General features: G+C 61.6%; 29 protein-coding genes and 1 pseudogene. 17 read left to right on the plus strand and 13 right to left on the minus strand.

Annotation, left to right across the window (positions count from 1 at the left end):
* The first annotated feature begins 39 nt into the window (after window positions 1–39).
* From J2857_RS04145 to J2857_RS04195, 11 genes are all read left to right on the plus strand, one after another.
* The gene (locus tag J2857_RS04145; RefSeq protein WP_210008758.1) at window positions 40–747 is read left to right on the plus strand and encodes a DUF1045 domain-containing protein; all 708 of its coding nucleotides are present in this window, start codon (window positions 40–42) and stop codon (window positions 745–747) included.
* A gap of 60 nt (window positions 748–807) precedes the next feature.
* The gene (locus J2857_RS04150; RefSeq protein WP_210008759.1) at window positions 808–1,665 is read left to right on the plus strand and encodes an AraC family transcriptional regulator; all 858 of its coding nucleotides are present in this window, start codon (window positions 808–810) and stop codon (window positions 1,663–1,665) included.
* Between the two features lie 80 nt (window positions 1,666–1,745).
* Window positions 1,746–2,441: an AzlC family ABC transporter permease gene (locus J2857_RS04155; protein ID WP_210010028.1), complete on the plus strand. Its 696-nt coding sequence runs from the start codon at window positions 1,746–1,748 to the stop codon at window positions 2,439–2,441.
* The gene (locus tag J2857_RS04160; protein ID WP_210008760.1) at window positions 2,438–2,740 is read left to right on the plus strand and encodes an AzlD family protein; all 303 of its coding nucleotides are present in this window, start codon (window positions 2,438–2,440) and stop codon (window positions 2,738–2,740) included. Before J2857_RS04155 ends, J2857_RS04160 begins: the two co-directional genes overlap by 4 nt.
* Before the next feature lie 70 nt (window positions 2,741–2,810).
* A complete protein-coding gene (gene puuE / locus J2857_RS04165) occupies window positions 2,811–3,737 on the plus strand; it encodes an allantoinase PuuE (RefSeq protein WP_210008761.1) in 927 nt (308 codons plus the stop codon).
* Entirely contained in the window at window positions 3,734–4,231 is a 498-nt protein-coding gene (uraD, locus tag J2857_RS04170) for a 2-oxo-4-hydroxy-4-carboxy-5-ureidoimidazoline decarboxylase (RefSeq protein ID WP_210008762.1), read from the plus strand. Before puuE ends, uraD begins: the two co-directional genes overlap by 4 nt.
* Window positions 4,232–4,299: 68 nt before the next feature.
* Entirely contained in the window at window positions 4,300–4,590 is a 291-nt protein-coding gene (locus J2857_RS04175; RefSeq protein WP_210008763.1) for a nucleotidyltransferase family protein, read from the plus strand.
* Window positions 4,587–4,949 (plus strand): HepT-like ribonuclease domain-containing protein, encoded by a 363-nt coding sequence (locus J2857_RS04180; RefSeq protein WP_210008764.1) that lies wholly within the window; start codon window positions 4,587–4,589, stop codon window positions 4,947–4,949. Before J2857_RS04175 ends, J2857_RS04180 begins: the two co-directional genes overlap by 4 nt.
* Window positions 4,950–4,964: 15 nt before the next feature.
* On the plus strand, window positions 4,965–5,465 hold the full coding sequence (locus J2857_RS04185; RefSeq protein ID WP_210010029.1) for an ureidoglycolate lyase: 501 nt from the start codon (window positions 4,965–4,967) through the stop codon (window positions 5,463–5,465).
* Window positions 5,462–5,818 carry a hydroxyisourate hydrolase gene (gene uraH, locus J2857_RS04190; RefSeq protein WP_210008765.1) on the plus strand — a complete coding sequence of 119 codons (357 nt, stop codon included), beginning with the start codon at window positions 5,462–5,464 and terminating at the stop codon, window positions 5,816–5,818. Before J2857_RS04185 ends, uraH begins: the two co-directional genes overlap by 4 nt.
* The gene (locus J2857_RS04195) at window positions 5,818–6,567 is read left to right on the plus strand and encodes a metallophosphoesterase family protein (protein ID WP_210008766.1); all 750 of its coding nucleotides are present in this window, start codon (window positions 5,818–5,820) and stop codon (window positions 6,565–6,567) included. The genes uraH and J2857_RS04195 overlap by 1 nt, the downstream gene beginning before the upstream one ends.
* On the opposite strand, the pseudogene J2857_RS04200 reads toward J2857_RS04195, so the two are convergent.
* Window positions 6,499–6,951: pseudogene (locus tag J2857_RS04200) on the minus strand (type II toxin-antitoxin system HicB family antitoxin). The gene J2857_RS04195 and the pseudogene J2857_RS04200 overlap by 69 nt on opposite strands.
* Window positions 6,948–7,127 carry a type II toxin-antitoxin system HicA family toxin gene (locus tag J2857_RS04205; protein ID WP_210010030.1) on the minus strand — a complete coding sequence of 60 codons (180 nt, stop codon included), beginning with the start codon at window positions 7,125–7,127 and terminating at the stop codon, window positions 6,948–6,950. The pseudogene J2857_RS04200 and the gene J2857_RS04205 overlap by 4 nt, the downstream one beginning before the upstream one ends.
* Window positions 7,128–7,264: 137 nt before the next feature.
* Between J2857_RS04205 and J2857_RS04210 the strand changes: the two genes are divergently transcribed.
* Entirely contained in the window at window positions 7,265–8,008 is a 744-nt protein-coding gene (locus J2857_RS04210; RefSeq protein ID WP_210008767.1) for a hypothetical protein, read from the plus strand.
* An 18-nt stretch (window positions 8,009–8,026) separates the two neighbouring features.
* Here J2857_RS04210 and J2857_RS04215 read toward each other — a convergent pair whose 3' ends face one another.
* The 8 genes from J2857_RS04215 to J2857_RS04250 form a co-directional block, all read right to left on the minus strand.
* Window positions 8,027–8,593, minus strand: a complete 567-nt coding sequence (locus tag J2857_RS04215; RefSeq protein WP_210008768.1) for a hypothetical protein — start codon at window positions 8,591–8,593, stop codon at window positions 8,027–8,029.
* Window positions 8,594–8,611: 18 nt separating this feature from the next.
* Window positions 8,612–9,622, minus strand: a complete 1,011-nt coding sequence (locus J2857_RS04220) for an aldo/keto reductase (protein WP_210008769.1) — start codon at window positions 9,620–9,622, stop codon at window positions 8,612–8,614.
* Between the two features lie 45 nt (window positions 9,623–9,667).
* Window positions 9,668–10,387: a dihydrofolate reductase family protein gene (locus J2857_RS04225; RefSeq protein WP_210008770.1), complete on the minus strand. Its 720-nt coding sequence runs from the start codon at window positions 10,385–10,387 to the stop codon at window positions 9,668–9,670.
* Window positions 10,388–10,462: 75 nt separating this feature from the next.
* Window positions 10,463–11,719 (minus strand): MFS transporter, encoded by a 1,257-nt coding sequence (locus J2857_RS04230; RefSeq protein ID WP_210008771.1) that lies wholly within the window; start codon window positions 11,717–11,719, stop codon window positions 10,463–10,465.
* Window positions 11,720–11,808: 89 nt separating this feature from the next.
* Window positions 11,809–12,018: a 2TM domain-containing protein gene (locus tag J2857_RS04235; RefSeq protein ID WP_210008772.1), complete on the minus strand. Its 210-nt coding sequence runs from the start codon at window positions 12,016–12,018 to the stop codon at window positions 11,809–11,811.
* Window positions 12,019–12,229: 211 nt separating this feature from the next.
* Window positions 12,230–12,988, minus strand: coding sequence for an alpha/beta fold hydrolase (locus J2857_RS04240; RefSeq protein ID WP_210008773.1), 759 nt, complete (start codon window positions 12,986–12,988; stop codon window positions 12,230–12,232).
* 127 nt (window positions 12,989–13,115) lie between these two features.
* Window positions 13,116–14,231 carry an SMP-30/gluconolactonase/LRE family protein gene (locus J2857_RS04245; protein WP_210008774.1) on the minus strand — a complete coding sequence of 372 codons (1,116 nt, stop codon included), beginning with the start codon at window positions 14,229–14,231 and terminating at the stop codon, window positions 13,116–13,118.
* Between the two features lie 135 nt (window positions 14,232–14,366).
* On the minus strand, window positions 14,367–15,248 hold the full coding sequence (locus J2857_RS04250) for a helix-turn-helix domain-containing protein (RefSeq protein WP_210008775.1): 882 nt from the start codon (window positions 15,246–15,248) through the stop codon (window positions 14,367–14,369).
* 212 nt (window positions 15,249–15,460) lie between these two features.
* Between J2857_RS04250 and J2857_RS04255 the strand changes: the two genes are divergently transcribed.
* Window positions 15,461–18,334: an ATP-binding protein gene (locus J2857_RS04255; protein WP_245363005.1), complete on the plus strand. Its 2,874-nt coding sequence runs from the start codon at window positions 15,461–15,463 to the stop codon at window positions 18,332–18,334.
* A gap of 10 nt (window positions 18,335–18,344) precedes the next feature.
* On the opposite strand, the gene J2857_RS04260 is transcribed toward J2857_RS04255, so the two are convergent.
* A complete protein-coding gene (locus J2857_RS04260) occupies window positions 18,345–19,619 on the minus strand; it encodes an MFS transporter (RefSeq protein WP_348635655.1) in 1,275 nt (424 codons plus the stop codon).
* 349 nt (window positions 19,620–19,968) lie between these two features.
* Between J2857_RS04260 and J2857_RS04265 the strand changes: the two genes are divergently transcribed.
* Window positions 19,969–20,634 (plus strand): hypothetical protein, encoded by a 666-nt coding sequence (locus J2857_RS04265; protein WP_210008778.1) that lies wholly within the window; start codon window positions 19,969–19,971, stop codon window positions 20,632–20,634.
* Between the two features lie 206 nt (window positions 20,635–20,840).
* Here the strand turns inward: J2857_RS04265 and J2857_RS04270 are convergent, their stop codons facing one another.
* Window positions 20,841–21,467, minus strand: coding sequence for a hypothetical protein (locus tag J2857_RS04270; protein ID WP_210008779.1), 627 nt, complete (start codon window positions 21,465–21,467; stop codon window positions 20,841–20,843).
* 710 nt (window positions 21,468–22,177) lie between these two features.
* Window positions 22,178–22,810 (minus strand): TetR/AcrR family transcriptional regulator, encoded by a 633-nt coding sequence (locus J2857_RS04275; protein WP_046602029.1) that lies wholly within the window; start codon window positions 22,808–22,810, stop codon window positions 22,178–22,180.
* Between the two features lie 163 nt (window positions 22,811–22,973).
* Between J2857_RS04275 and J2857_RS04280 the strand changes: the two genes are divergently transcribed.
* Genes J2857_RS04280 through J2857_RS04290 form a run of 3 tightly spaced genes read left to right on the plus strand, consistent with a single transcriptional unit; the run spans window position 22,974 to window position 26,777 of the window.
* Window positions 22,974–24,203, plus strand: a complete 1,230-nt coding sequence (locus J2857_RS04280) for an ABC transporter substrate-binding protein (protein WP_245363006.1) — start codon at window positions 22,974–22,976, stop codon at window positions 24,201–24,203.
* A 35-nt stretch (window positions 24,204–24,238) separates the two neighbouring features.
* Entirely contained in the window at window positions 24,239–25,246 is a 1,008-nt protein-coding gene (locus tag J2857_RS04285; protein ID WP_210008780.1) for an amidohydrolase family protein, read from the plus strand.
* Entirely contained in the window at window positions 25,239–26,777 is a 1,539-nt protein-coding gene (locus J2857_RS04290; RefSeq protein WP_210008781.1) for an aldehyde dehydrogenase, read from the plus strand. The genes J2857_RS04285 and J2857_RS04290 overlap by 8 nt, the downstream gene beginning before the upstream one ends.
* Window positions 26,778–26,780 lie beyond the last annotated feature (3 nt).

A 26,780-nucleotide genomic window follows, 5' to 3' on the forward strand; every position in this document is an offset into this window, starting at 1 on the left:
ACACGGGGTTGCTGAAAAAGGACGTTCAGAAGGTGACACATGCGCTATGCCATCTATTTCACGCCTCCGGCGCATGATCCGCTGACGCTTGCCGCGGCCCAGTGGCTCGGCCGCAACGCCTTTTCAGGTGATGCGATGGAGCCGCCGGCAATCCGCGGCATCGGCATTCACGATATCGCCTTCAACACTGCGCTGCCGCGTCGCCACGGCTTCCATGCGACGCTGAAGGCGCCGTTCCGGCTGGCGCCCGACGTCACCGAACAAATGCTGCTGCGCCACCTGATGCGCTTTGCCGGCACCCACAGCCCGTTCGAACTGCCGAAACTCGAAGTTGTCCGGCTCGGCAATTTCTTCGGCCTTGCGCCCGTCGTCCCGTGTGATACCGCCCGGTTCCTCGCCGCTTCCGTCGTCCAGGAGTTCGACAATTTCCGCACGCCGCTGACCGAAGCGGAACTGGAACGCAGCGATTCTGGTGACCTCTCGGCGCCGCAATTCGCCAACCTGTATCGCTGGGGCCATCCTTACGTGATGGACGAGTTCCGTTTCCACATGACGCTCACCGGCCCGCTGTCGCCGGTCGAGATGCCGCGCTTCGATCTGGCGCTGCGCGATTATTTCGAACCCTACCTGAAAAAGCCGGTCGAGATCGCCAACCTGGCGCTGTTCATCGAGGAGGAGCCGGGCGCACCCTTCCAGGTGCATTCGCTGCATCCGATGGGCCGCGTCGCGGCGCGCAAGATCGCCTGAAGGGCTCCAGCAGTCACTTTTGTTCAAGAGGCCGGTGCGGAAATCTGCTATATCCGCGCGATGCAGAACGTCTCGCAGGAACAGGCAGCCGATTACATGCCGCTCGCCCAGGCGGAAACCACGCGCTTCTGGCGCGACAGCCGTTTCGGCGGCATGGAATGCCTGTCCGCCACATTCCTCACCCATGAATTCGCGCCGCATGCGCATGACACATTCAGTATCGGCGCCATCGAGCGCGGCGCCCAGATTGCGACGATCCGCGGCCAGCGCGAAAGCTCGGGGCCGGGCGATCTCTATCTCATCAATCCCGGCGAGATCCACGACGGCGCGCCCGTCGAGGGCGGTTACCGCTACCGGATGATCTATCCGGACATGACGCTGTTTCGCGAAATCCTCGAAGACGTCACCGGCAGATCCTTCCAGGGTACGCCCGCCTTCGGCAAGCAGATCCTTCATGATCAGGGGCTCGCCGATGCTTTTCACGAGGCACACCGGACGCTGGAGGAGGGGGCCGGCGCGCTCGAGACCAGTCAGGCAATGTTTCTGGTGCTCGACGCAATGTTCCGCCGCCACGGCAGCTCGATCATCGTGCCGGCCGATACCGCGGAGCGCACCGCCGTGCGCCAGGCCCGCGACTATCTGGTGGAAAATTTCGCCTCCGATGTGGGGCTGGAGGAGTTGGCAACGGTCGCGGGTCTCAGCCGCGCTCATCTCATTCGCGCCTTCGCCAAGGAATTCCACATCACCCCGCATTCCTTCCTCACCGATATCCGCATCCGCGTGGCACGCAAGCGCCTGAGGGAAGGCGGCCAGCCAGCGGAGATCGCGTTCGAATGCGGTTTTGCCGACCAGGCGCATTTCACTCGCCACTTCAAGGCCCGCACCGGCCTGACGCCAGGGCAATACCGGGCTCGCTGATCACTTTCGTTCAAGACGGCTATCCACTTGATCTCTAAGACCTCCGCCTCAACCGGAGGTGTTTTGACGTGAATAACAAAATGGGATTTCAGGAGTTTCTGGGCGGCATGCGGGCGATCTCGCCACTGATCGCCGCGGTCATCCCGATCGGCCTCGTTTTTGGCGCGGTTGCGGCGACGAAAGGCCTGTCGCCGGCGGAAGCAGGGCTGATGAGTGCGCTGGTCTTTGCCGGCGGCTCGCAATTCGTGGCGATGGATATCTGGACCCATCCTGCCTCCTGGACCGGCGTCGGTTTTGCAGCCCTGCTGGTCAACATCCGCCATGTGCTGATGAGCGCCTCGCTTGGCACAAGGATAGATGGTTTCAGCCAACCGGCGCGTTATCTCTCGATGCTGTTCCTCGCTGACGAGATCTGGGCGATGGCCGAGTTCCGGGCCAAGGTGGCGCGGCTGACGCCGGCCTGGTTCGCCGGGCTCGTCATGCCTTTCTACCTCGCCTGGGTGGTTTCCGGGATCGCCGGAGCGGGCCTCGGCGCCTTTCTCGGCGATCCGGTGGTGCTCGGGCTCGATTTCGCTTTCCCGGCCGTATTCATCGTTCTGGTCATGGGCTTCTGGAAGGGTCCGGAAACCGGGGCGGTGCTGCTGGCGAGCGGTGCCGCCGCGGTTGCGACCCAGCATTTCGTGCCGGGCGTCTGGTATATCGCCGCCGGTGCCTTGGCCGGTCTTGCCGCCGCCATGGCCACCGGAAAAGAACGGGATGTGGGGGTGACGCCATGACCGTCGATATCGCCACGCTCGTCGCCATCCTCGCCATGGCGGCGGCCACCGTGCTCACCCGCCTGAGCGGCCTCGTCCTCATCCGCCATGTCTCGCTCGAAGGCAGCCGTCGCAAGGCGATCGAATCGATCCCGCCCGCGGTGCTGATGGCTGTCGTCGCACCGACCGCCTTTGCCACCGGGATTGCCGAAACCTTGGCCTGTGCCGTGACTGCTTTTGCGGCACTTCGCCTGCCGATGCTCGTTTCCGTGGCACTCGGGGTCGCCTCGGTGGCGATCCTTCGGGCGCTCGGCCTCTAGACGACGTTTCCATCTCGACATGGCCCGAAAGGGTGCGCTACCGTCCGGCCTCATTCGTCGAAGGTGATCCATGCAGGCAAAAGACTATCCGCGCGAACTCGTCGGCTACGGCCGCTCCACTCCCGATCCGAAATGGCCGGGCGGCGCCCATGTCGCCGTGCAGTTCGTGATCAATTACGAGGAGGGCGGCGAGAGCTCGATCATGGATGGTGATCCGGCCTCGGAAAACCTGCTGTCGGAAATCGTCGGCGCCGCGCCCTGGCCGGGCCAGCGCAACCTCAACATGGAATCGATCTACGAATACGGCTCGCGCGCCGGCTTCTGGCGGCTGTTTCGGATGTTCACCGATCTCAAGGTGCAGACCACCGTCTACGGCGTGACGCTCGCCATGGCCCGCAATCCGGAAGCCGTCGCCGCCATGAAGGAAGCCGGCTGGGAGATCGCCAGCCACGGTTATCGCTGGCTCGAATACAAAGATTTCCCGGAGGCGAAAGAGCGCGAACACATTCTCGAAGCCGTGCGCCTGCATACGGAGTTGGTCGGCGAGCGGCCCTACGGCATGTACCAGGGCAAGCCTTCCGACAACACGCTGAAACTGGTCATGGAGGAGGGTGGTTTCCTCTATTCCTCCGATAGTTACGCGGACGATCTGCCCTATTGGGTCAAGGGCCTCGACCAGAAGCCCTTCCTGATCATTCCCTATACGCTCGAAACCAATGACATGCGGTTTGCGACACCGCAGGGGTTCAACACCGGCGATCAGTTCTTCACCTACCTCAAGGATGCCTTTGACGTGCTCTACCAGGAGGGCAGGGAAGGCGCTCCCAAGATGATGTCGGTCGGCCTCCACTGCCGCCTCGTCGGCCGCCCCGGCCGCGCCGCGGCGCTGAAGCGCTTCATCGAATATGTGCTCAGCCATGACAAGGTCTGGATTCCGCAACGCATCGAGATCGCCAAACACTGGCACGAACATCACAAGCCGGCGGGCGCCCTGTGACCGCCCGCAGCGACTTCGTCGCGATGTTCGGCGGCGTGTTCGAGCACTCCCCTTTCATCGCCGAGCGGGCCTATGATGCGGGGCTGATGCTGGTTCCGCTGTCATCCAAGAGCGTGCATGACGCGCTGACCTCGATTTTCCGCCGGGCAAGCCGCGAGGAGCGCCTCGGCGTGCTGCGTGCCCATCCGGATCTTGCGGGCAAGCTGGCAATTGCCGGCGAACTGACCGAAGACAGCAAAAAGGAACAGGCCGGCGCCGGGCTTGACCGCCTGAGCGCTGCCGAACACGCCCGTTTCACCGAACTCAACACCGCCTACACGGAAAAATTCGGCTTTCCCTTCATCATCGCGGTCAAGGGCCTGACGAAGGATGACATCCTCGCCGCCTTCGAGAAGCGCATCCACAACAGCATCGACGAGGAATTCGATACGGCCACGGTCCAGGTGGAAAAGATCGCGCTCCTGCGACTGCAATCGCTGCTTCCGGGGCATTGAGGTTCTGGACGATCCTTTCCTCGATCCCTTTCGTCATTTATATTGGCGATATCAGGAGTGACCCCGCCATGAGACCGTCGGAAGTGCTGGAAAAGAACCGGGATATCATCCGGAAGATCGTTGCCCGCCGGCAGGTCTCCAACCCCCGCGTCTATGGTTCGGTGTTGCGCGGCGAGGACAGGCCCGACAGCGATCTCGATATCCTGGTCGATCCGTCGCCGACGACGTCGCTGTTCACGCTCGGTGGACTTCAGGGCGATCTTGAAGAAGCGCTCGGCGTGCCGGTGGATGTCAAGGTCCCGGGCGATTTTCCGCCCAAGATCCGTGAACGCATCGTGGCGGAAGCCTTGGCAATATGAGTGTAGAGCGTCTCGAAGCCTATCTCGATCGGATGATCGTCACGGGAAACAAGGCCGTCAGATATGTCTCCGGGCTGGATCGCGAGGCTTTCCGCCTTGATGAAATCAAACAGGATGCCGTGATCGCCAACATCACGGCGATCGGCGAATGTGCAACCAAGCTCATGGAGCGGTTCCCGGATTTCGTCGTCGAGCATCCGGAGATCCCCTGGAAAGACATCCGCGACATGCGCAACCGCATTGCGCATCAATATTTTCACCTGGATATCGATACGGTCTGGCTGACCGTTGACCGGATGATCCCCGAACTTCTCTCCCAGCTCGACTCCCTGCGCAACTGGCGTGCTCAGGGAGAATGATTGAAGGCGTATAAATTGACCGAATATCTGGAAATCCTGCCCCTCACAAAGGAAGCCTTCGCTCCATTCGGCGATGTCATCGAGGCCGATCCTGCGACCATGCGGCTGATCAACGGCGGCACGACCGAGCGTTATCATGCGCTCGCCGAGCCCGTGGTGATCGGCGAGCCCGAGCGGCTGATCTTCAGCATCTTCCGCAGCAAGCCGCGGCAGTTCCCTTATGCGATCACCATGATGGAGCGGCATCCCTTCGCCAGCCAGAGCTTTTCGCCGATCTCGGGCCAGCCGTTCCTGATCGCGGTTTCCCATGACGAAGGCGGCCGGCCGGGCAAGCCGCAGGTCTTCCTCGTGCAGCCGCACCAGGGCGTCAACTATTTCCCCAAGGCCTGGCATCATCCGCTGATGGCGATCGGCATCGTCAGCGATTTCCTGGTGGTGGACCGTGACAACACGTCCGCAAACTACGAGGAGCATTTCTTCGAAACGCCTTACCTTATCGCGGAGCCCAGCCTGTGACCGGCCTCACCACCCATGTTCTCGACACCGCCAGCGGCAAACCGGCGGAGGGGCTTTCGATCGACCTCTACCGGCTGAACGGCGACACGCGCGAAAAACTCACGACCGTCGTCACCAATAGCGACGGTCGTGTCGATGGCGGGCCGGTCCTGATCGGCGATACGTTTCTGGCCGGCGAATACGAACTGGTCTTCCACGCCGGCGACTACCTGCGTGCCCGCGGCGTCGAACTGGCCGAGCCGGCCTTTCTCGATGTGATCCCGATCCGCTTCGGCGTTGCCGACACCACGGCGCATTACCACGTGCCGCTGCTGCTCTCGCCCTACGGTTATTCCACCTACAGGGGAAGCTGATGCGCTTTGCCGCGATCGCCGACATCCACGGGAATTGCGCAGCGCTCGAAGCGGTGCTCGCGGATATCCATGCGCAGGGCATTACCGACATCGTCAATCTCGGCGATTGCCTGAGCGGCCCGCTCGAAGCCGGGCGCACCGCCGACCTGCTGCTGCTTCTCGATACGATGGCGACGCTGACCGTGCGCGGCAATCACGACCGCTACCTCATCGAGAACCCGGCGGACGCCATGCCGTCCTGGGAGGTGCATGCCTTTTCCGAACTCGCGCTCCGCCATCTGCAATGGCTGCGCAAGCTGCCGTTCAGCGCCGTCTATCGCGAGGAGGCCTACCTTTGCCACGCGACGCCGCAGTCGGACAACGTTTACTGGCTGGAGCAGGTATCGAGCGAAGGCCATGTCTTCCTCAAGCCCCTGGAAGAAATCGAGGCGCTGGCGGAGGGGATCGAGCAGGCATTGATCCTCTGCGGGCACAGCCATATTCCGCGGGCAGTGCAACTCTCCGATGGCCGGCTGATCGTCAATCCCGGCAGCGTCGGCTGCCCGGCCTATAGTGACGACGCGCCTTATCTCCACAAGGTCGAGACCGGCCACGCGATGGCGTCCTACGCGATCCTGGAAAAGACGTCTTCCGGCTGGGCACCGCAGTTCCGCAACGTGTCCTACGACCATCTGGCGATGTCACGGCTCGCCGCCGAAAACGGCCGCGCCGACTGGGCTGTGGCGCTTGCGACCGGCAGGGCGGGGTAGGTCCCAGCCGGCGTCGCGTTCGATCTCGTGCCGTGCGGCGCGGGTGAGGAAACCTGAGCGTGAAAGACCCTGATCCGTGGCAAAACGGTCGATCCGTTCCGGCATGTCCTCAGGCAGCTTAGCTGCCCCGGTTTTCAGCGTCACCAGGATTGCCAAGCCATCAAGGTTGGCGGGATCGGCCATCACGTTTTCGAGGCTTGACGGTTCGGGAATGGCCTCGCCATCCTCGAATATGCCTTCGACATGAAAGGCAAGCGCCTCCTCCGCCATCGCCCGCGCGTCGTCGAGCGTCGAACCGGCGGTCACGACACCCGGAAAATCCGGGAAGGAGACGCCTTAGTCGCTCTCCGCATCCTTGTGGACCAGGCCGATATAATTGCTCACGACCACCTCAATTTCAGCCCCGCCTGCTTTTCGACATTCCGCAGCGTGCCGAGCGGGATATCACGTTTCGGATGGGGCATGGTCACCCGGCCGGCCTTTTGCGGATGCTTGAACTGAACATGGCTGCCCTTTTGGGCGACCTCGATCCAGCCATCTTTGCGCAGGCACCGGCTGATCTATTACGTGGAAGGCCAAGGCGACCGGCAGACGCTCGTGATCCTCCAATGCCGTTTCCACTGCTGACACCCCGCCTGAAACCTTTCGGCAATCCTTCCCCCCGATACTTCTTTCCGATTCGACAGGAGAGATCGTCATGGCCCAAACGCGTGGCAAATCCGGTTCTCGGCGCAGGAGTTCGCCAAAGCGGTCGTCAGGCCCCGGTTCGTCGCTCTGGCCTTGGCTCGGGGCGCTGGCGCTGGTGGCCGGCGGTATCGCGCTTTATGAGAATTCCGCGGAGGCCAGGCGTTTCGTCGCCGGCCTGACCTCGGGTAGACCGGTCCAGGTGGCCGCAAGGCCGGTGCCGGCAAAACCCGTCCAGGTGAGTTCCGGGCCGTCGCACCGGCCGGTGACCCCGAGGCCTGCGGTCGCTCCCGACCAGAGCCATACCGCCGCGATCATCCCGCCGGCGCCGATCGGCAAGCCGATCCTCGATGACATCCAGAAGGCTGCGGAACCGCCGAAGAGCACCGAGAACCTCGCCGGCGCCTATGAGGCGAAATTCTATCTGTGCGGATCGGCCAAGCAGGACGACTGCGTCACCGCTGCCGACCGCTTCGTCTTCCACGGCCAGAAGATCCGGCTGGTCGGCATCGAAGTGCCGGACATCAAGAAGCCGCGTTGCGAGGCGGAACGGATCAAGGCGAGCGACGCGGAGCTGCGGGTGCGCGCCTTCCTCGATTCGGGGCCTTTCGAACTGGTCACCTGGCAGGGGAACGAGGACGAGATCGAAGGCCACAAACTGCGTGAAGTAACGCGCAACGGTCGCTCGCTTGCAGATGTCCTCGTCAACGAGGGCCTGGCGAAGCGGCCGGGTGCCGGCAAGGGCGGCTGGTGCTGAGACAGCACCGATCGCCCCTCAGCCGTCATCGAGAGGCGGGCGGTGATAGGTCATCGCGCAACGATGCCCAGTCCGGCGACAGGCACCGTCACGCGTGAGAATATCATTGCTGCGATAACAAGCTGCAGCCATGACCGCCCACTCGGCGGGCGTCTTGATATCCGGCGTGAGATGGATCCCACCCACCGCGAATATCGCAACGAAGAAGGCCGCGATGATCGCCCTCAGGTAGTCATCCAGCCGGTTCCAGAACGGAGCCGTCATCTTGTCCACGAGGTCCAGTGTCGGGTCCCCGAACCTGCTGCGCTCGAAAGCACGCGCCACGGCAAAAAAAACGACGACGAGGCCAAGTCCGAGCCAGAACCATTCGTTGGACAAGGTAAGGCTGACGGGTGCCGGCGGTGCGCCTACGATATATGGTGCGAACCACTTGACGTGAGCCTGGACAGATGTGGCCTGGATCGCCTGCCAGATGGCGAGACCTGTCACCAGGGAAACGCGGCCTCGAGATCTATGCCGTGCGGCAAACACGTTCTGTCCTTCGATCGATAGTGTCATGACTTCAGTGACGGAACGGCTCTCCACCCGGCCGGCCAGATCGGTTCAATTCGTTTCAGGAACGGGAGCATCGGGGTTGACGAGACCGGCGTGGCGCAGGTCACGCCAGAAGGCCGCGGGTACCATTTCAGCATAGGCAGCGCTGTCCTCCGCGATCCGCTCCGGTCGGCTGGCCCCGGGAATGACGCCGGCCACGGCCGGGTTCGCGAGGGCGAAATGCAGGCCGGCGGCCTTCATGCTGACGCCGTGGCGGTCCGCGATCGCCCTGATCTTTGCCACCTTGTCCAGGATCTGCGGCGTGGCAGGTGAATATTCGAAATTCGGGCCGCCGACGAGCGCGCCGGAACTGTAGGGACCGCCGACGATGACCCCCAGTCCCCGTTCCGCGACGACAGGCATGACGCGTTGTAGCGCGCGATCGTGATCCAGCAGGGAGTAGCGGCCCGCGAGAAGGAAGCCGTCCGGACGCGGTTCCTTGAGGCCGAGCAGCAATTCGATCGGCTCCACCCGGTTGACGCCCAGGCCCCAGGCCTTGATGACACCTTCATCCCGCAAGCGATCCAGCATCCGAAAGGCGCCGAGACGTGCGCTTTCAAAAATGCCCAGCCATTCGTCGCCATGGAAATCCTGCGCAACGTCGTGCACCCAGACGATCTCGATGCGGTCGGTTTTCAATCGTTCGAGACTACCCTCGATGGAGCGCATCGTAGCGTCGGCCGAATAGTCGTTAACGACCTTGTTGCGACGGCCGTATTTGAAGACTCCATTTTCTCCGAAGCCACTGTCGCTGACGTCCTCGAATTCGTCGAGAACCAGCCGGCCGACCTTGGTGCTGATCACATATTCGTCGCGCGGCTTGTTCGCGAGCGCCTCGCCCATGCGGATTTCGGCGAGGCCGGCCCCATAGAAAGGGGCATTGTCGAAATACCTGATCCCGTCGTTCCAGGCCGCTTCCACGGTCTCGAATGCCTCTTCCTCCGGGATCGCGCGGAACATGTTGCCAAGGGGCGCAGTGCCGAACCCCAGCTGGCCGGGGAGAATATCCTTGAGTGTCATCTGTTGCCATCCTTTCGATGTTGAGAGCCGCGCAGTGCGGTCATGTTAGGAAGCGGATGGGGCGACTGCCCGACAGCCGCGGTCCTGGTCCGCAGACAAGACCTGATAACGCACATGCAATAGTCCGCCCTTGAGGGTGGTCACCGAGATCAGCTCAAGGGGACGCGCGCCGGCGATATTGTGGTCGAAGGTGGTCGGCACGCCCGGCTTGCCATCGGCGATTGGCAGGATCAGAAGACTGACCTCGTCGATCAGATCTCGCCTTAGAAAGGCTCCATTGATCGTGCCCCCGCCTTCGAGCAGGATCGTTTCGATGCCAAATTCGGTGCGCAGGATGTGGAGTGCGCGATGAAGGTCGAGCTCCGTATCGCCGGCGAAAATATAGGAGATGCCATCCCTGCGCAGTTCCGCAATGTAATCGTCGGATACATTCGTTGTCAGGATCGCGATCAGCGCATCGCCGTTTACCCGCTCGCGGTTGAGATGCAGGCACCCCGACCTGTCGAGATAGACGGCATAGGGGGCCATCCCTGCCGCCGCCGCTTTCCAGGTTTGGCGTGGATAGATCCTGTCGGCGAGCATCGGGCGCACTTCACCAAGTGCGAATTCCGCCATCGTAACGCGGCCGACAAGCCACGCATCGCTGCGCAGGTCGCGGTGCAACATCTCGTAGGCGTCGTCGCGATCCGCCGACACCGGCCAGCCAACCGTATTAATCCGGCCATCGATGCTGGACATCATGTGCAATGTAACCCTGGGTCTCATTGTCACTCCCATATTCGAAATTCGCAGGCGACAGGCGCCCGCGATCGCGCCCTTGCACCGGCCGATCACCGGTCATCATCCCCCGGACCGGCGACGACCTGCGGACATCGCAACGATGAACAGGACCAGTCCCGCCGAGGTCAGGAAGAAACCAGCCCAGACAGTCGACAGAAGTCCCAGGCCTGCACCGATCGTGATACCGCCCGCCCATGCGCCAAGCGCATTGGCAACGTTCAGCGAAGCGAGGTTCATAGCACCCATCAGCGTTGCGGATTCCGGGGCCAGAGCTGTCAATCTCACCTGGATGGTGGGGATGGCCACCATCATCGTCGCCCCGACCCCGAACATCGCCGGAAAAAACACCCAGGGGTTGGCGCCCCACAGGGCCAGCAGAAGAAGCGCCAGGAGGGTGCATCCGTAGCCGGCCGTGATGCCGAGCCTCGGATGCCGGTCGGCAAGCCGACCGCCGTAGAGATTGCCAACAGTCATTCCGACGCCGAAGACAGCCAGGGCCGGCGGGATCATCTCCGGCGGGAGGCGCACGAGATCGGTAATGAACGGCGCGATGAAGGTATAGACGGCGAAGATGCTGGAAACTCCCAGCGCGGCGACCGCCATCATCAACCAGACGCGCCCTTTGTGCAGGCCGCTCAGCTCATGGGCGATCGACGCGCCATCGAGCTCGGATGTGCGAGGAACGAAAAGCCAAAGCGAGATGAATGACACCAGGCCGAGGGCGGCGATGCACAGATAGGTCTCCCGCCAGCCGATGTTCTGGCCCAGGAACGTGGCCAGCGGCGATCCTATAATGGTGGCGATGGTCAGCCCGGTCATGACGATCGCAAACGCTTGGCCGGAGCGGCCCGGCCCCACGACATATGACGCCACCACGGCGCCAGCACCGAAATAGGCGCCTTGCGGCAATCCGCTGATAAACCGTGCCGCGACGAAAAACGCCAGGCTATCGGCAATCGCCGACAGGACATTGCCTGCAACGAACACGCCGATGAGAAGAAGAAGGAGTGTGCGCCGGTTCAACCTTGCGGCGGCTATCGTCAGGATCGGAGCGCCCATCACCACGCCGATCGCATAGGCGGTTATCGCATGCGTCGCCGTCGCAAGATCGACCTCGAGGCTCCCCGCGAAAAGCTGGATGATGCCCATGCTGGCAAATTCGGTGGTGCCGATACAGAACGTTCCCAAGGCCAGCGCCAGCAGGGTCAGCCTGCCTGTTCCTGATCGAGGCACGGAACCGCCGTCAGGATGAAACGTGTCGTCGGTCGTGGCCTTGACGGCAGCCGGGACGATTCCGGCATCGTTTGAAACGGTCATGTTTCATCCTCCTGTATCTGGAAAACCGGTCACGGGCCGAGATGGACGCGGCATATCTTCGCCGGCGACCTGCCTGCCGTCGGTGCGCGTCAGGGAATTTCGCGCTTGCCCGCATTCTGGCGGCGAACGGACAGCCAATGCGCGAGAAGCCCGGTTCCCCAGCCCAGCAGCACCCAGAGGACCCAATAAGGCGCCCCGGTGAGCAGGTTGATGACGACAAGCACGATGATGCTCGGAACGAAGGCGATTGCATGGATGCGAAGCCCAAGCTGTCTTTCGGCCGGACTGGCGTTTTTCATGATATTCTCCACGTCACATTGAGTTGCCGTCATGGTTGGGGCGGTGCTTTCATCTCGTAACCTATTGGGTTGATTGAAAGTGCTCTTTGCCAATGTTGCTTTTTGTTTGAAAGCGATTGCGCTTTTGGGGCATCAATTGCGGCAGCAGCCCGAGTGCCAGTCAGTGGGCGAGTGGCCCGCTGACTGAGATTGTCGGATCGCCGGTGGCCGTTCACCGCGACCCTTCAACCGCCGCGACAATGGCATCCGCCACGGTCTGCGGCTGAGACAGCATCGGCACGTGACTTGAGGCGACATGGACCGTCGTTGCCTTCATCGTCTGGGCAAAGGCCTGCTGAAGGCCCGCCGGGATGATCTGGTCGTTGTCGGAAATGACGAACCAGCTCGGCTTCTGGGTAAAGGCAGCGGATGTCACCTTGCCGTCGAATGCAGCGGCAGACAGCGGCGCCTGGGTGGCGGCCAGCAATGCCGCCGCAGCGGGTGAGATATCGGGAGCGAAGTAGCGCGCCATTCCTTCCGCGGACCATGTGAGAACTCCGGTCGCATCAGCATGGATTTCCTTCTGCCATGCCGGTGGCTCCGGCGCCTGGCGTACAATCGCGTTAATGGACTGGCCCTTTGACGGTGCGAAAGCCGCCACATAGACCAGCGCCCGAACCTTGTCACTGTTGCCGGCTTCGGTGATCACGGCGCCACCATAGGAATGTCCGACGAGGATGACGTCCCCTGGCTGGTCGACGATCACGCGGCGGGTCGCGGCAACATCAGCCTCGAACGAGGACAAGGGATTGTGGACGGCCACGACGTTGATCCCCTTCGCCTGCAGGAGCGGCACCACCTGCGCCCAACTCGATCCATTGGCCCAGGCCCCGTGCACAAGCACGACGGAGGGGGCGCCGGCGGCATATGCCGATGAGGCGATGCTTGCCGTCCCAATAGCAGCGGCAGCTATGACAGTTTTCATGGACATGGAACTCTCCTTTGAGGGTTGATGATCACCGCGGCTGCGGCGGGCTTGCTAAGATCAGATGACCCGGATCGGCGGGCCGCGCCTTCGCTCGACCTTCCGGCCGGAAAACCAGGTACTCAGTCGGCAATCAAAGCGGCACCCACCCGATCGCTGGCGCGGACAGGCTGTGGATATAGAGACGGTCGGCAATCTCGGTGGCGCCGGTCGTTCCTGGATAGGCGCCGTCGGGATCCTGAAGGTCCCGAACAACGTTGCCCTTTTCGTCTATGGCAAAAACATGCCCGTAAGGCTTGCCGGTCGGCAGAAAGGATCGAGGCAGGCGCAGCAATATCTTGCGAAAGAACGGCCGTTGGGCGAGTGAATCCGCCGCCGGATTGCGCGGCCTGAAAAGGCCCACCCATATGCGCCCATCGCGTCCCCGCAGCAGATTGTCCGGATAGCCGGGCAAGTTATCGAGCAATATGCGGGCTTGCGGCGAGCCGCTCTGGACATCTATGTCTTTCGCCCGCGTATCGATCGTCCAGATCCGATATCGGCCCGTTTCATTGACGAACAGGCTCAGACCGTCCGACGAAAGGGCGATGCCGTTGGCGAACGACAGTCCGCGGGCAACGATCCTTGCCTGCCGGCTCGCCGGATCGAACGCCAGAACCCGGCCGGTTGCGGATTGTTCGATAATATCGAGCACGCTCGCTTCGTACGTCCCGCCCCAGTCGGCGGGAGCAAAGCGCGTTGAGGATTGGGTGAAGTAGATGGTGCCGTCCGGTCCCGCAGCGACGGAATTGGCATAGGCAATCGGATCATTCGCACTGACGCGGTCTGTCAGCAGGTTCACGCCTCCCTCGGAGTCGATAGCAAGAAGTCCCCTCATCGCATCGGCGACGATCATCCGGCCTCCTGCATCGAAGGCGAAACCGAGCACCCGCCCGCCTGTACTGGCGAAAACTTCCTGCTTTGCGCCGTCAAGATCCATGCGTACCAGGTTGCCGCTTGTCATGGCTGCGTAGAGCTTGCCGTCAGGCCCAATCGCCATGTGCTCGGGGCCATGCTCGGTGCCGATGTCGATTCTGCGCAAGCCGGACAGGAGGTGGTTCGGTGCGTAGGCGCCGACGTAGCCGGGCGGAACCTGGGCCGCCCATGACACGGGCTCAACCGGCACTGGCCAGAAACAGAAATATGCGACTGCTGCCACAAGGAAGCCTGCTGCGCATCCGGCGACTCTTCGAACAACAGGCGCCTTCATATCATGCTCCCGGATTTGAGCCGATCACGTCAAAATCACTGCCTGTTTCTAGGATGATCCGGGGATGCCGGTATTTCGAAATATTGCCGATGTGGCGGCGAATATTGCTATTCAAATGCGGCGCACCGGCGCATTTCACGCAAAGGACCGTTCTCGGAACTGGCTTGGTGTCATCCCGGTCAGCTTTCGGAATGTCCGGCAAAAATTGGCCTGCGATCCAAAGCCCGCGTCGAGAGCGATCCCCGCTATCGTGGACCTTCCGGACAGGAGCATTTTCTGGGCCGCCTTGATGCGCCTTTCGATGACGTAGCGATGGGGCGGCATCCCGGTCGCTTCATGAAACAGACGAGAAAAATGGAAGGCGCTGAGGCAGGCCTCCCCTGCGAGGTCGTCCAGCGCGATGTCCTCTCCCAAACGCACTTCGATGAAGTCGAGCACGCGTTGCAGCTTTTTCGGATCGAGGGAGGGCGCTCGCGATGGCGTCCGCCATCGGCCGACCGTGTAGTTTCCCATGAGGTGAGCTGCAAGCGTCGTGCGCAACCCGTCGGCATAGATTCGGTCGATCGGGTCGTCGCCACCACCAAGCAAACCATGCAAGGCCGTTCCGATCCGCACCAGGGCCGGATCGACGAAACCTCCCGCATAGGCAAGCTGCGTGCCAGCAGGATCGATCCCGTAGTCCGCAAGCGCACTGTCTTCCAGCAGCGTCGCGGGCAGAAAGACCAAAAGGCATTCGACCGATCCATCGAGTTCGAGCAAGGTCTCGTGGGTTCCAACCGGAACCAGCCAGCTTGTTCCCGGACGCGCGATGCCTTCCTGTGTTTGCCCGTCACCTTTGCGCCGGACCCTCGCCTGGCCGGATAGTATATAGGCAAGTTCGGTGCATTCCCGCCCCACGCAATTCTGGGCTCCGGGTCCGATACGCCTTTGTTCGACACGCAGGGCATCCCATTCGGCCACATTGCCGATCAAGGTGCTTGACTGATACTTTCGGTCACCGTGGGTCAGCAGAGACATTTGTCCATTCTCCGGCGTGCAATTCTGATATGCTCAACAAGCCGTATCGGGGCGGGTGTGGCGAGTTAATTTCGGTTAAATGACGTCAGTGCGGCTCGACACCGCGGCGCGCCGATGTTTCAGGATGCGCGAGCTTTTTCCTTTGCTGGATGGCCCGCCACCTCGCGGTCAGGAGACAGCAAGGACTGTGGTCGAATGATGGGAGGCATTTGATGAACGATCTCTCGCCGCCGCGGTCACGATCATTCGCCTTCGGACCGTTCGTGCTGCTTCCCGAACGGCAGTTGCTCATGCGGGGCGACGTGCCCGTTCGCATCGGGGGGCGGGCGCTTGATATCCTGACGGTGCTTGTGGAACGTCCGGGAGCCGTCATCGGCAAGCAAGAATTGCTGGCTCGCGTCTGGCCGGACACATTTGTCGAGGAAGGCAATCTCAAGGTCAACATGGCGGCCTTGAGGCGCGCGCTCGATGAGCCGCCGGGCGCCGCCCGGTATATCGCGACGGTTGTCGGCCGGGGCTACCGCTTCTCCGCACCGGTCCACCACTCCGGTTCAGTCCATCTCGCCTCCGATGTCGGCGTGCCGGCGGCCCTGAACCACAACCTGCCAACGGCGACCACCCGCATCGTGGGACGACAGGATGCAATCGATGCTATCCTGCGGGAATTGCGGGAAGCACGCCTCGTCTCGATCGTGGGCGCGGGCGGAATTGGAAAGACGACGGTCGCCCTTGCCGTCGCCGAGCACTGGATCGGGACTTGCAAGGATGGTGTCTGGATGGTCGACCTGTCACCCCTCAAGGACCCGAGCCTCGTCCCCAATGCCATCGCAACTGCAATCGGCCTGACAGCCCATTCCTCCAACATGCTCGAGGCGTTGAGCGCATTCCTGCGTTCGCGCGAAATGCTGCTCGTCTTCGATAGTTGCGAGCATATCATCAATGGCATCGCATCTTGCGCCGATCGCATCCTGGCCGAGGCTCCAGCCGTCCGAATCCTCGCAACCAGCCGCGAAGCTCTCCGTGTGAAGAGTGAGCGGGTTCGGCGGTTGCCGGGGCTCGGAACGCCGGCCAAGACGGCAGCACTCGATGCTGAGACCGCGTTGACATTTCCGGCGATAGAGCTGTTCGTTGATCGCGCAACGGACAGGCTCGAGTCGTTCATCCTGAGCGATGCCGACGCACCGCTGGCGGCGGAGCTGTGCCGCAATCTCGATGGTCTTGCACTTGCCATCGAACTGGCGGCCACCCGCGTTGATGCGTTCGGCCTTGGCGAATTGATCGAACAACTCGGCGACCGTTTTCGGCTCTTGCAAGGGCATCGGGGAGGAATTGAACGGCATCGTACACTCACCGCGACAATCGACTGGAGTTATGAGCTTCTTTCGGAAATCGAGCAGACGATGCTGCGCCGCCTGGCTGCGTTTGCCGGCATCTTCAGTCTGGACTCGGCCTGTGCCATCACCATTGACGAGCATATCGATCGCGCAAGGGCGGTGGAAAACATCGCCAGCCTGGTTGCGAAATCGCTGCTGACGGCCGAGATGCACGATACGCAGGTAGAGTATCGGATGCTGGATACTACTCGTGCCTATGCGCTGGAGAAACTTGTCGCCAACAACGAGCTTGAGGGCGCCAGGCAGCGACATGCAGAACATTGCCTTGAACTGGTCGAGCGCGCGACATCAGATGCGGAACGGCTGACGCGCACAGAATGGCTTCTGCGATATGGTCCGAAGACCAACGATATCCGCGACGCGATGCGCTGGGCATTCACGAGTGCCGACAAGGCGGCGCTGGGCGTTCGGCTGACGGTGGCTGCCATTCCGTTCGGGAAGCAGGTTTCGCTGGTGGAAGAATGTCGGATGGCCGTCGAAAGGGCACTGGACGACAGCTTTCAGTCGCATCGAAGCATCCGTGACGACCTGGTCCTCAATCTCACGCTCGGTGCAACCTTGTTGCACACCCGCGGCCCTTTGCTTCAGGTGAAATCGTCCCTGACCAAGGCGCTGGCGATCGCGGAGCAATTGGACGACACGGATATGCAATTGGCGTGCTTGCGCGGACTGTCGGAATACGAATTGTGGACCGGTGACTCCCACTCCGCGATAGCCGTCGCCAGGAAGATCCGTGCGCTAGAGACCAACGGGCAGGATGCGCACCCAGGCGACGCCAATGCGCAGACCGGATCGGCCTTGTCCTGGCTGGGTGCACTCGCGGCGTCGCGGCAGCAACTCGAGAACATCGTCCAACGACCCACAGGCCGCACGGCACAATTGGATGTTGCCCGCTTCGAATTCGATCAACGATTGACGGCGCAAGGCTCGCTGGCAACAGTGCTTTGGCTGCAGGGCTTTCCGGACCAGGCAATTGCGGTCGCGCGACGACAGCTAGAGGAGGCCGAGGCTTCCAATTACGCGGTCTCCCTCTGCTCCGCCCTGCTGCACGGGTCGCTGATCATTGCCATGTATGTCCGCGACTACGAGGCAGCCTGGAGCTATCTCAACAGCGGACTGGAGCACGCCACCAAGCATGGGCTCTCGATCTGGCGGAACATGGGTATGTGTACGCGTGGCCGAATGTGCCTTTACACCCACCGTCCCATTGACCTTGCAGCCTATCGCGACGCGCTTGCCGAGGTCCGCGATGGCGGTTTCCGGATGCGCTATCCCAACTATCTCACCAACTACGCGGAGGCGGTCGCACGCCAAGGCGACCTCGCCGTCGGACTGGCCGCCATCGACGAGGCGATCGCCTTATGCGAAAGCCGCGGACAGGTGGTCGGGATACCGGAGATTCTGCGTATCAAGGGCAACATGATCCGCTTCCAGGAACCGGCCAATCCGGACAAGGCGGTGGAGTGCTATCAAAGATCGATCGAACTCGCTCGCCAAGGTGAGGCGCTATCCTGGGAACTGCGCTCCGCGACAAGCCTCGTCAAGCTCATGCGGCTGCATGGAGGAGATAATGAGGCCGAGGACATGCTCGCCTCGGCCTATAACCGTTTTCAGGAGGGCTTTTCTACGGGCGATCTCGTGCGGGCACGGACACTGATCGCCACGCGGTCGGGCGCCCCGGGCGAGAGATAACCACCTCTGGTCAGCGCTCCTGGCCCATTGCATTCGGGCGAGTTCTCAAGACAGCGAGGCCGACCCCGATCGGCGGCCAGATGACGACGAAGGCAAGCAGGGCCGCAACCAGGCTGACGGTGCCCATGGCCGGCTGAAGCGCAGCTTCACCGCCAAACCCGTGCAATGCCACCAGCGGCACCAGCGTCGGCCCAAGACCGATCCCGATCAGCCCGATGAAGGTCAGGGACAGCGCGATCGTCGTTGCCCGCATCTCGCTCGGAACGCTCTCCTGCATCACGACATGGCCGATGACGTATCCGCCGATCGACCCGAAGGCCCATAGGCCCAATGCAAGCGCGGCCTGGTGGCCCGTTTCCGCCAAAAAAACCATCGTGGCACCCACGATGGTCATCAGGTAGCATCCCAGCAACAGGACCACTCGGGTGGGCACGCCCCAGCGCCGTGCAAACCAGTCGGACAGCGCGCCTCCCAGCACCGAGGCGCTCGCCCCGCTGACCGACACAGCAAGGACGAGAAGGCCGCCGACCTCCATGGCACTCATGCCGTATACGCGCTGCAACAGCGTCGGCATCCAGGCGAACAGGCCGTGGTCGCCGATGGCCAGCACACCCTTTACCATGCATACGCGCAACACCGTTCCATTGTTCGCCATCAGCCGCCGCAAAACCTCGGAAAGCGGGAGGAGGCCGGACCTGTTCTGCCGCGCCGGTTCCGGGATCGACAAAAGCAGGGGCAGCAACGCGAAGCCGGGAAGCGCAACGAGAATCATGACCTGCCGCCACGGTGCCAGCTCTGGCATCAGCGGTAGCGAGGCAAAGCGTCCGGCCTCGATCCCCCGCAGAAGCATTCCGCCGATCAGAAGTGCACCGCCGGCGCCGAAGGTCGCGCCAAGGGAGAAAACACCCAGCGCCGCTCCTCTCCGACGCGGCGAGAAGAAGTCGATGATCAGCGAAGAAGCAGCCGGCACCAGGGCCGCCTCACCCATTCCCACCGCAAGCCGGGCGCCAAAGAAACTCCAGAAATCGCCGGCGAGCCCGCAGGCGACCGTCGCGACCGACCACAGCAGCACGCCGGCGACAATCAGGTTGCGGCGACTGACGGCATCCGCCAGCCGCCCGCTGGGAAGACCGGCAAGGGCGAATATGATGGCGAAGCCCGCGCCCTGGAGCAGGCTGACTTCCACGTCCGTCAAACTGAGATCGGCCCTGATCGGATCGACGACGAGATTGATGATCAGCCGGTCGGTATAGGAAACCAGAAGAGCGATGCAGAGCACCGTCACCGCGTACCATCCAGTTATGTTGGACGGCGGGAGTTCGGAGCGAATGCCGCTGTGGGACGTCGGTGAGTTTACCAAGCCATTGGTCCTACCTGCCAGGAACCGATACAACCTGACTCGAGATTTGCACTCTTGCTTGCGGCAAGCAAGATCGCGATCGGCAATGGAATGACGCGCGGCCCTCAACAGCAAGCCCGGTCAAAAGAACAGCAATACATGCAAAGGGCGAACGCGCTATCTTAGCCCGGCGGTCTTGAGGTTAGCACCAGTGTAAACGATCTTGGGCAGCCGAGCCGGCGTTTCGCCACGGCATGGTCCCGCCCTGCCTTTTTGAACGACGGAGAGCTCACCCATGACCCGACACATTCTGCTTGCCGGCGGCACCGGATTGATTGGCAGTGGCGTTCGCCTGCAACTCGTCGAGCGGTCCGACATCGATCTCGTTAGCCTCGTTCGCGCCGGATCGGCCGCGTTGGGCCATCCCATCGATTTCGAACAGTTGTGTGGCCGGCCGGAGGCTACGTTGATGCCGATCGCGCCCGAGGGCATCGATGTCGCCATCTCCTGCCTTGGTACCACCATCCGCACGGCTGGATCGCAAACTGCCATGTTCCGCGTCGATCATGACTATGTGCTGGCTCTCGGTAAGGGTGCACGGGCGCTGGGCGCCCGTCAGTTTATCCTTGTGAGTTCCATCGGCGCGGGCGGGCCCGGCTTCTATCTCGAGACCAAAGGCGCCGTTGAACAGGCAGTCAGCGATCTTGGCTTCGAGCGATTGGACCTTATCCGACCGGGCTTTCTGGTCGGCCACCGCGACGACACACGGATTTGGGAAGCGATCGCGCAGCGCGCGCTCACCGCGCTCTCGCCCATCCTGCCCCGCCGCTTCTCCCGATATGGCGTCATACCCGCCAGGCTCGTTTCCGACGCCATCGTCAAGCTTGTCGGAAGACTGGAACCAGGCCGCTATGTGCACGAGAACGCCGACTTACAGCGGCTTTCAGGACATGCCGATTGAGATGTTGTCGATCTGTTATTCTCTTTCCGAAACACTAATAAGGAGCGGGAAACGGAAATTGGACCCGGAACCCTTGCGGCTCTTGGGCACGCAGAAGGACTGCTTTGAAGAGCTCGAGCCGGTGACTCAAATGGCCGAAATGGGGGCGCAAAGCAGCTGTTCCCCAATGCGAATTTTGATGTCCGCTTAGGGCCGAGGCTGTGCGCTCAACGCAGCAGCCCGTCAATGTCAAACTCCTCCCAGCCGCTTAGGGTTGACGCGGTATCGTCGAGGCCACGCTCTACCTTCTTCGATCGCTTGTTGGCCTTCTTCGACCGCGTCAGCTTCGCCTGATACGCGGCCCTCCTTCGCTTCTCCGCTTTCGCCTCTGCGTCCTCCACCCGCCACTCTTCGACGGCTCCCCTGTTGAGAAGGTCTTCCACCACTGCCGGATCGAACACGTGGAACGTGATTCTGCGGGCGCGCCCGGCCAGCCTTACCGTTCTCGTGCCGGCGCTAGGTAGACGGCCGTCCGCGAGCCAGCGATGCCGCTCGCTTGTCTTCATCCCGAGAACGTCCTCTATCTCGCGCGGGTTGACTGGCAGGCTTTGAGCTTCCTCCACCGTCCTCGCGATCACCGCTGAGGCCGCCTTGAACGCCGCGTTGTCGCTGGCCGCCATCGAGAGGGTGAGTTCGCTGCCTCCGAGAACGACTGATTTCTTCGAGACTGCGGGAAGCCGAGCCTGGATCTCCTGCAGTATGCCTTTCGCGCGCACGGATGAACCGAGAGTGGCCGCGGGCGAAAGCGTCCATGTCCTGAGCAGCTCTACGTCGTAGTTCTCATTTTTCGGCACGGCACACAGATGGGATCAGCGGTCTTCCGAGTCAACGATGTGGCGCCGCGCATGCTCGGCCAAGGTCTCTTGAGCGTGCACTCGCCATAAGGAAACCCTATAGCGGCAGATACTTCGACGTCCAGTTCGAGGTGTCTGGCAATCTTGCCGACTTCATCTCCACGCCTGCGTTTCGCAGATCACTCGAAGTACTCACGACAGAGGCCCCGGCGTTTCACTGATAGAACAAGGCGGAGAGGTGTCGTCCTGGCTTCCGAGATAGTTGTTCCCCGATCGGGTTGAAGATCGTCTGTACGCGGGTGGTCCATGCTCTGGAAATCATGGGTTTTGAACTCAGTGACTCTTTTTTAGGGGGCAATATGCCCCCTAAAGTTGGGAAAAGTGACTCGTCACCGCAGGCTTCTCAGTCATCTGAGAAGCGGGCGGTGAAAAGTCATCGTTCTGAAAAAGATCAATTGAATCAATTCATAAATCAGAACGTCCCCGCGGAGCGGTGCATGTTGCGTCGTTACATTAGGCGCACTTTCCGCCGCTCATCCGGGTTGCGAGCACAAAAAAGCCCCGACAGGTGCCTGCCGAGGCAAATTCCGGAGTCGATTTTCGGATCGCTAAGCGCTCGCTGCTTTGATCATCGCGACAGCCTCTTTTCGATAGAACGTAGCGGCGCGACGCTTCCCGCCCTGCTACGAGGATCAGGTTCTCAAGTAAACTTATCTCCCAGCAAGGGTTCCTGGCACACCGTCGAGGAAAATCCGCAGCTCCAGGTCGACAATGGAGTTTATGTTCTCAACTGGCATGTTGTAGATGAACTTTCGCACGCCCAGGTAGAAAATCGCTGCGTGTAGGCCCCAGACAGCCTCGATCTCCATCGTAGTGATCGGGACCTCGTCCGGGGGCTTCCGGGAATGCGCGAGCCTCAACTCATTGATGATCAAATCGAAGACTCGTTGGCGCAGCAGGTCCAAATAACGGGTGTTGAAGTCCAGACCCTTCAAGCCCGAGAACATGAATAGCCGGACCCATTCGTATGTGAGGATGACTTGCGAGTAATCCCGATAGAATTCAGTAAGCCGCTCCCCAAGCGGCTTGCTGCGGTCCTGGAGAAGCTCTTCCCAAAACGGGTTCCATCGTCTCAAGAAAACCTCCTGGTAGACGCGCTCGACCAGAGCATCTTTTGTGGGGAAGTAGCGATAGAGCAGCGGTTGTGTGATCCCAAGACGCTTGGCGAGTTCGCGGGTCTGCCCTTCAAAACCGAACTCTGCAAAGAACTTGACGGCTTCTCGGACGATCTCCTGTTCGCGGAGATCCGGTGACAATCGCCTTCTGGCTTCTGGCGTTTTCATGTGCCCTCCCGCTTACTCATTTCCATTAATTTATCAACTGCATACGCTAAACGCAAACTCAACCTGCGGCATCTGCTGCCAAAAATCAAATAATACACACTTGACCACGCGGAAAATATCGATCAGTTTATCAATCGATAAATAACGGATCTGGGAGGATCAAATGCTTAATCGACGTCAGGTTTTGGCAGGTACAGCGGCTCTTGCTGGGTCTCAGCTCGCATTGCCCGCCCTCGCACAGAGTACGCCCATCCGTATCGGCATGCTCAGCGTGAAGTCGGGCGCGCTTGCGACAGGTGGGCGGCAAATGGAGGACGGCTTCCAGCTCTTTCTCAAGCAGCGCAACAATACGATTGCCGGCCGCGCCGTGGAATTCATCGTCGCCGACACCGGTGGTCAGCCTGCGCTTGCCAAAACCCGAGCCCAGGAACTGGTGCAGCGCTCGAACGTGCACATGGTCGTTGGCCCGGTCGCGGCCTTCGAGGCGCTCGCCATAAACGACTACCTCGCCGAAGCGCAGATACCATTCATCTGCTCGTCGGCTGCAGCCGAAGACCTTACTCAGCGCAAGCTCAATCCATGGTTCGTGCGGACGTCTTCGACATCCGCGCAACCCTGCCATCCGCTCGCAGACTATGCAGCCAAGGAACTCGGCTACAAGAAGATCATCACGATCGCCGACGATTTTGCCTTCGGTCAGGAGCAGACGGCCGGATTCCAGCGCGTGTTCGAGGCAAGCGGCGGCTCGATCACGAACAAGCTCTGGGCGCCTCTCAATGCTGCGGACTACGGGTCTTACATCTCGCAGATTTCCGGGGTCGACGCGGTCTTCGCGGCGTTCTCCGGTGCAAATGGTCTCCGCTTCCTCCGTCAGTATAACGAGTACGGACTGAAGGGCCAGATCCCAGTCATCTCAGCCATGACCACGGTTGATGAGGGCGTGCTCCACACGATGGGCGACGAAGCGCTCGGGATCATCTCCGCCGGCTGGTACTCCGCTGGCATTGACACACCACACAACAAGAGTTTCGTCGAGCAGCTTCGAAAGGTGACGGGTGTCGATCCGGGATTCTATTCCGTGGGAGCCTACTCGGCGGGGCTCGCCCTCGAGGCCGCCCTCAAGTCGATCGACGGCAAGGTGGAAAACAAGCAGGGCCTTATCGCGGCGCTGAAGAAGGCCGAGATCGCCAACGATCCCCGCGGTCCCTGGAAGTTCGACCAGTACGGCAACCCGATCGAGAACATCTATATCCGGAAGGTAGAGCGCAAGGACAATCGCCTCGTCAATACGGTCATCAAGACCTACGACCAGGTCTCCCAGTTCTGGACCTACCAGCCCGAGCGGTTTCTCGCGGAACCGGTCTACTCGCGGAATAATCCTACAAAGATCTGACTACCGACCACATCATCGAGAAGGAACAACGTCGCATGATTGTCGACGCGCATAATCACATCATTCCGGAAGGCATCGTGTCCATCTTCGAAGCAGATCCCGAGGCATTCGGAGTTCGCGTAGAAAGATTCGACGGCATCACGCGCCTTGTTCACCGGGAGGGATTTGCCTATCCGCTGTTTCCGGAATTCGCCGATCCTCAGGTCAAGGTCAGCAAGCTCGACGAACGAGGATTCGATGCAGCGATCATTTCGCCATCGCCGACCCTCTTCTTCTATCGCGAGCCGGACGAGAAGAACGCCGAGTTCGTCCGCTACTTGAACAACGAAGTGGCGGCGTTCGTCGCCACTGCCCCAAGCCGTCTGATCGGAATGGGCACGCTGCCGATGCAGTCGCCCGAGGCGTCGATCGCCGAGCTGGAATATCTCGTGTCCACGCTCGGAATCCGGGCGGTGATGATCGGGACGCACATCGACGGGGTCCAGCTAGCAGCTCCGGAATATCGCCCGGTTCTGCAGAAGGCCGCCGATCTCGGCGTGTTCATCCTGACGCATCCCTATTATTTCGGGGCGAAGCCAGGGCTTGAGCCCTACTACCTCACGAACCTAATCGGCAATCCGCTCGATACGACCGTCATGGCCGCGCATCTCATCTTCGGGGGCGTGATGGAGGAGATCCCGCACATCAGGATCTGCCTGTCCCATGGTGGCGGATTCGCCCCCTATCAGATCGGTCGGCTGGTCCATGGCCAGAATGTCCGGAAAGAGGCGCAGACCACGAAGATCTCGCCGAAGGATCTCCTCAAGCGCTTCTACTTCGACACCATCACGCACGACCCTGAAGCGCTACGCTTCCTCATATCGCTCGTCGGTGCCGATCACGTGCTTTTGGGAACAGACATCCCCTTCGACATGGCGGACCTCTCTCCCGTCGAGACCCTCAGGGCCACCGGGATCGGGGCCGCAGAGTTCGAACTCATATCGGGCAGGAACGCGATCGACCTGGTCGGCACCGCCGCAGTGAAAGGACTTCTCAATGTCTGACAACACCATCCGTACCACAAGCAGTCGGACCGTCTCCGCTACGCCCCGTGGCCTCTTCATCGACGGCAAAACCGTTGCCGCCGGTCCTCGTGACCTCATGGAGATCCGCTCTCCGGGCACGGGCGATGTCGTCGAATCTGTCCTGCTCTGCTCGGCAGAGGATGTGGACGCTGCCGTGCAGAGCGCGGCGCAGGCTTTCCGCTCTCCGGACTGGGCCGGGCTTTCCGTGCGGACCCGCGCCCGGTTTGTGAACAAGCTGGCGGATGTCATGGAGGCCCATCTCGAGGAACTGTATGAACTCGAGACCTTGAACAACGGGCGGCCGATCCGCGAGACCCGAGCGCAGCTTGCACGGGTTCCCGACCTCTTCCGCTACAATGCTGGTCTCGCGCTCGCCAAGCGCGACGATGTCATTCCGGTGGAGGGTGAGTATCTCACCTACACGAAGCGACTGCCCGTCGGCGTCGTCGCCAACGTGACTCCTTTCAATCACCCTCTTCTTATTGCCTGCCGCAATCTCGCACCGACGTTCGCCTCGGGTTGCACGACCGTGGTCAAGCCGTCGGAATACACGCCCTTGACGACACTGCGGCTGGCGGAGCTCTTCTCCGAAGCTGGACTGCCACCCGGAGTCTTCAACGTGGTGACCGGAAACGGTGCCGTTACAGGGAGGGCGCTTTCAAGTCATCCTGGCATCCGCAAACTGGTTCTGACAGGTGGCACCGAAGCGGGACGGCTGGCAGGCGCGGCCGCAGCCTCCAACTTCGCTCGTCAGACGCTCGAACTCGGGGGCAAGACCCCGGTCGTTGTCTTCGACGACTTCGACGTGGATCAGGCGGTCAATTATGCTGCCTTCGGTGCCTTCGTCGGTGCCGGGCAGACCTGCGTCTGCGCCGCGCGTCACATCGTCCAGCGTGCGGTCTACGACGAATTCGTCGAGAAGCTGGCGAAGAAGGCAGCCGCCATCCGGATCGGCGACCCCTTCGACGTCGAGACCCAGATGGGGCCAGTCATTTCCGAGCGGCAGCGCCAGCGCGTGCTCGACTACGTAGCGATCGGCAAGAGCGAGGGCGCACGACTGGTCGCAGGCGGACGCATCCCGGAGAAGCTCTCGAACGGCGGGTACTTCGTCGAGCCGACCGTCTTTGCGGACGTCGATGCGGGCATGCGGATCGCACAGGAGGAGGTATTCGGTCCCTTCACGGTCGTCATTCCTTTCGACGCCGAAGAGGACGCGGTCAGGATCGCGAACGACAGCCCATATGGCCTGGCTGCGGCGGTGCGCACGCGTGACGTAGCCCGTGCCCATCGCGTCGCTGACAGCATCGAGGCGGGCATCATCTGGATCAACGATCACCACCGCGTCGACGCCGCCTCGCCGTGGGGTGGGTTCAAGCTTTCCGGGATCGGACGGGAGTTCGGCAAAGAGGCTTTCGAAGCGTATTTCGATGTGAAAGCCGTCATGCTCAACGTCGGCGACCGCCCGTTCGACTGGTACGACATGGGCGCCGCGGACGTCCGGCTCAACTGAGCC

The sequence above is a fragment of the Neorhizobium galegae genome (assembly GCF_017877055.1).
In the GTDB taxonomy this organism is placed as follows: domain Bacteria; phylum Pseudomonadota; class Alphaproteobacteria; order Rhizobiales; family Rhizobiaceae; genus Neorhizobium; species Neorhizobium galegae_D.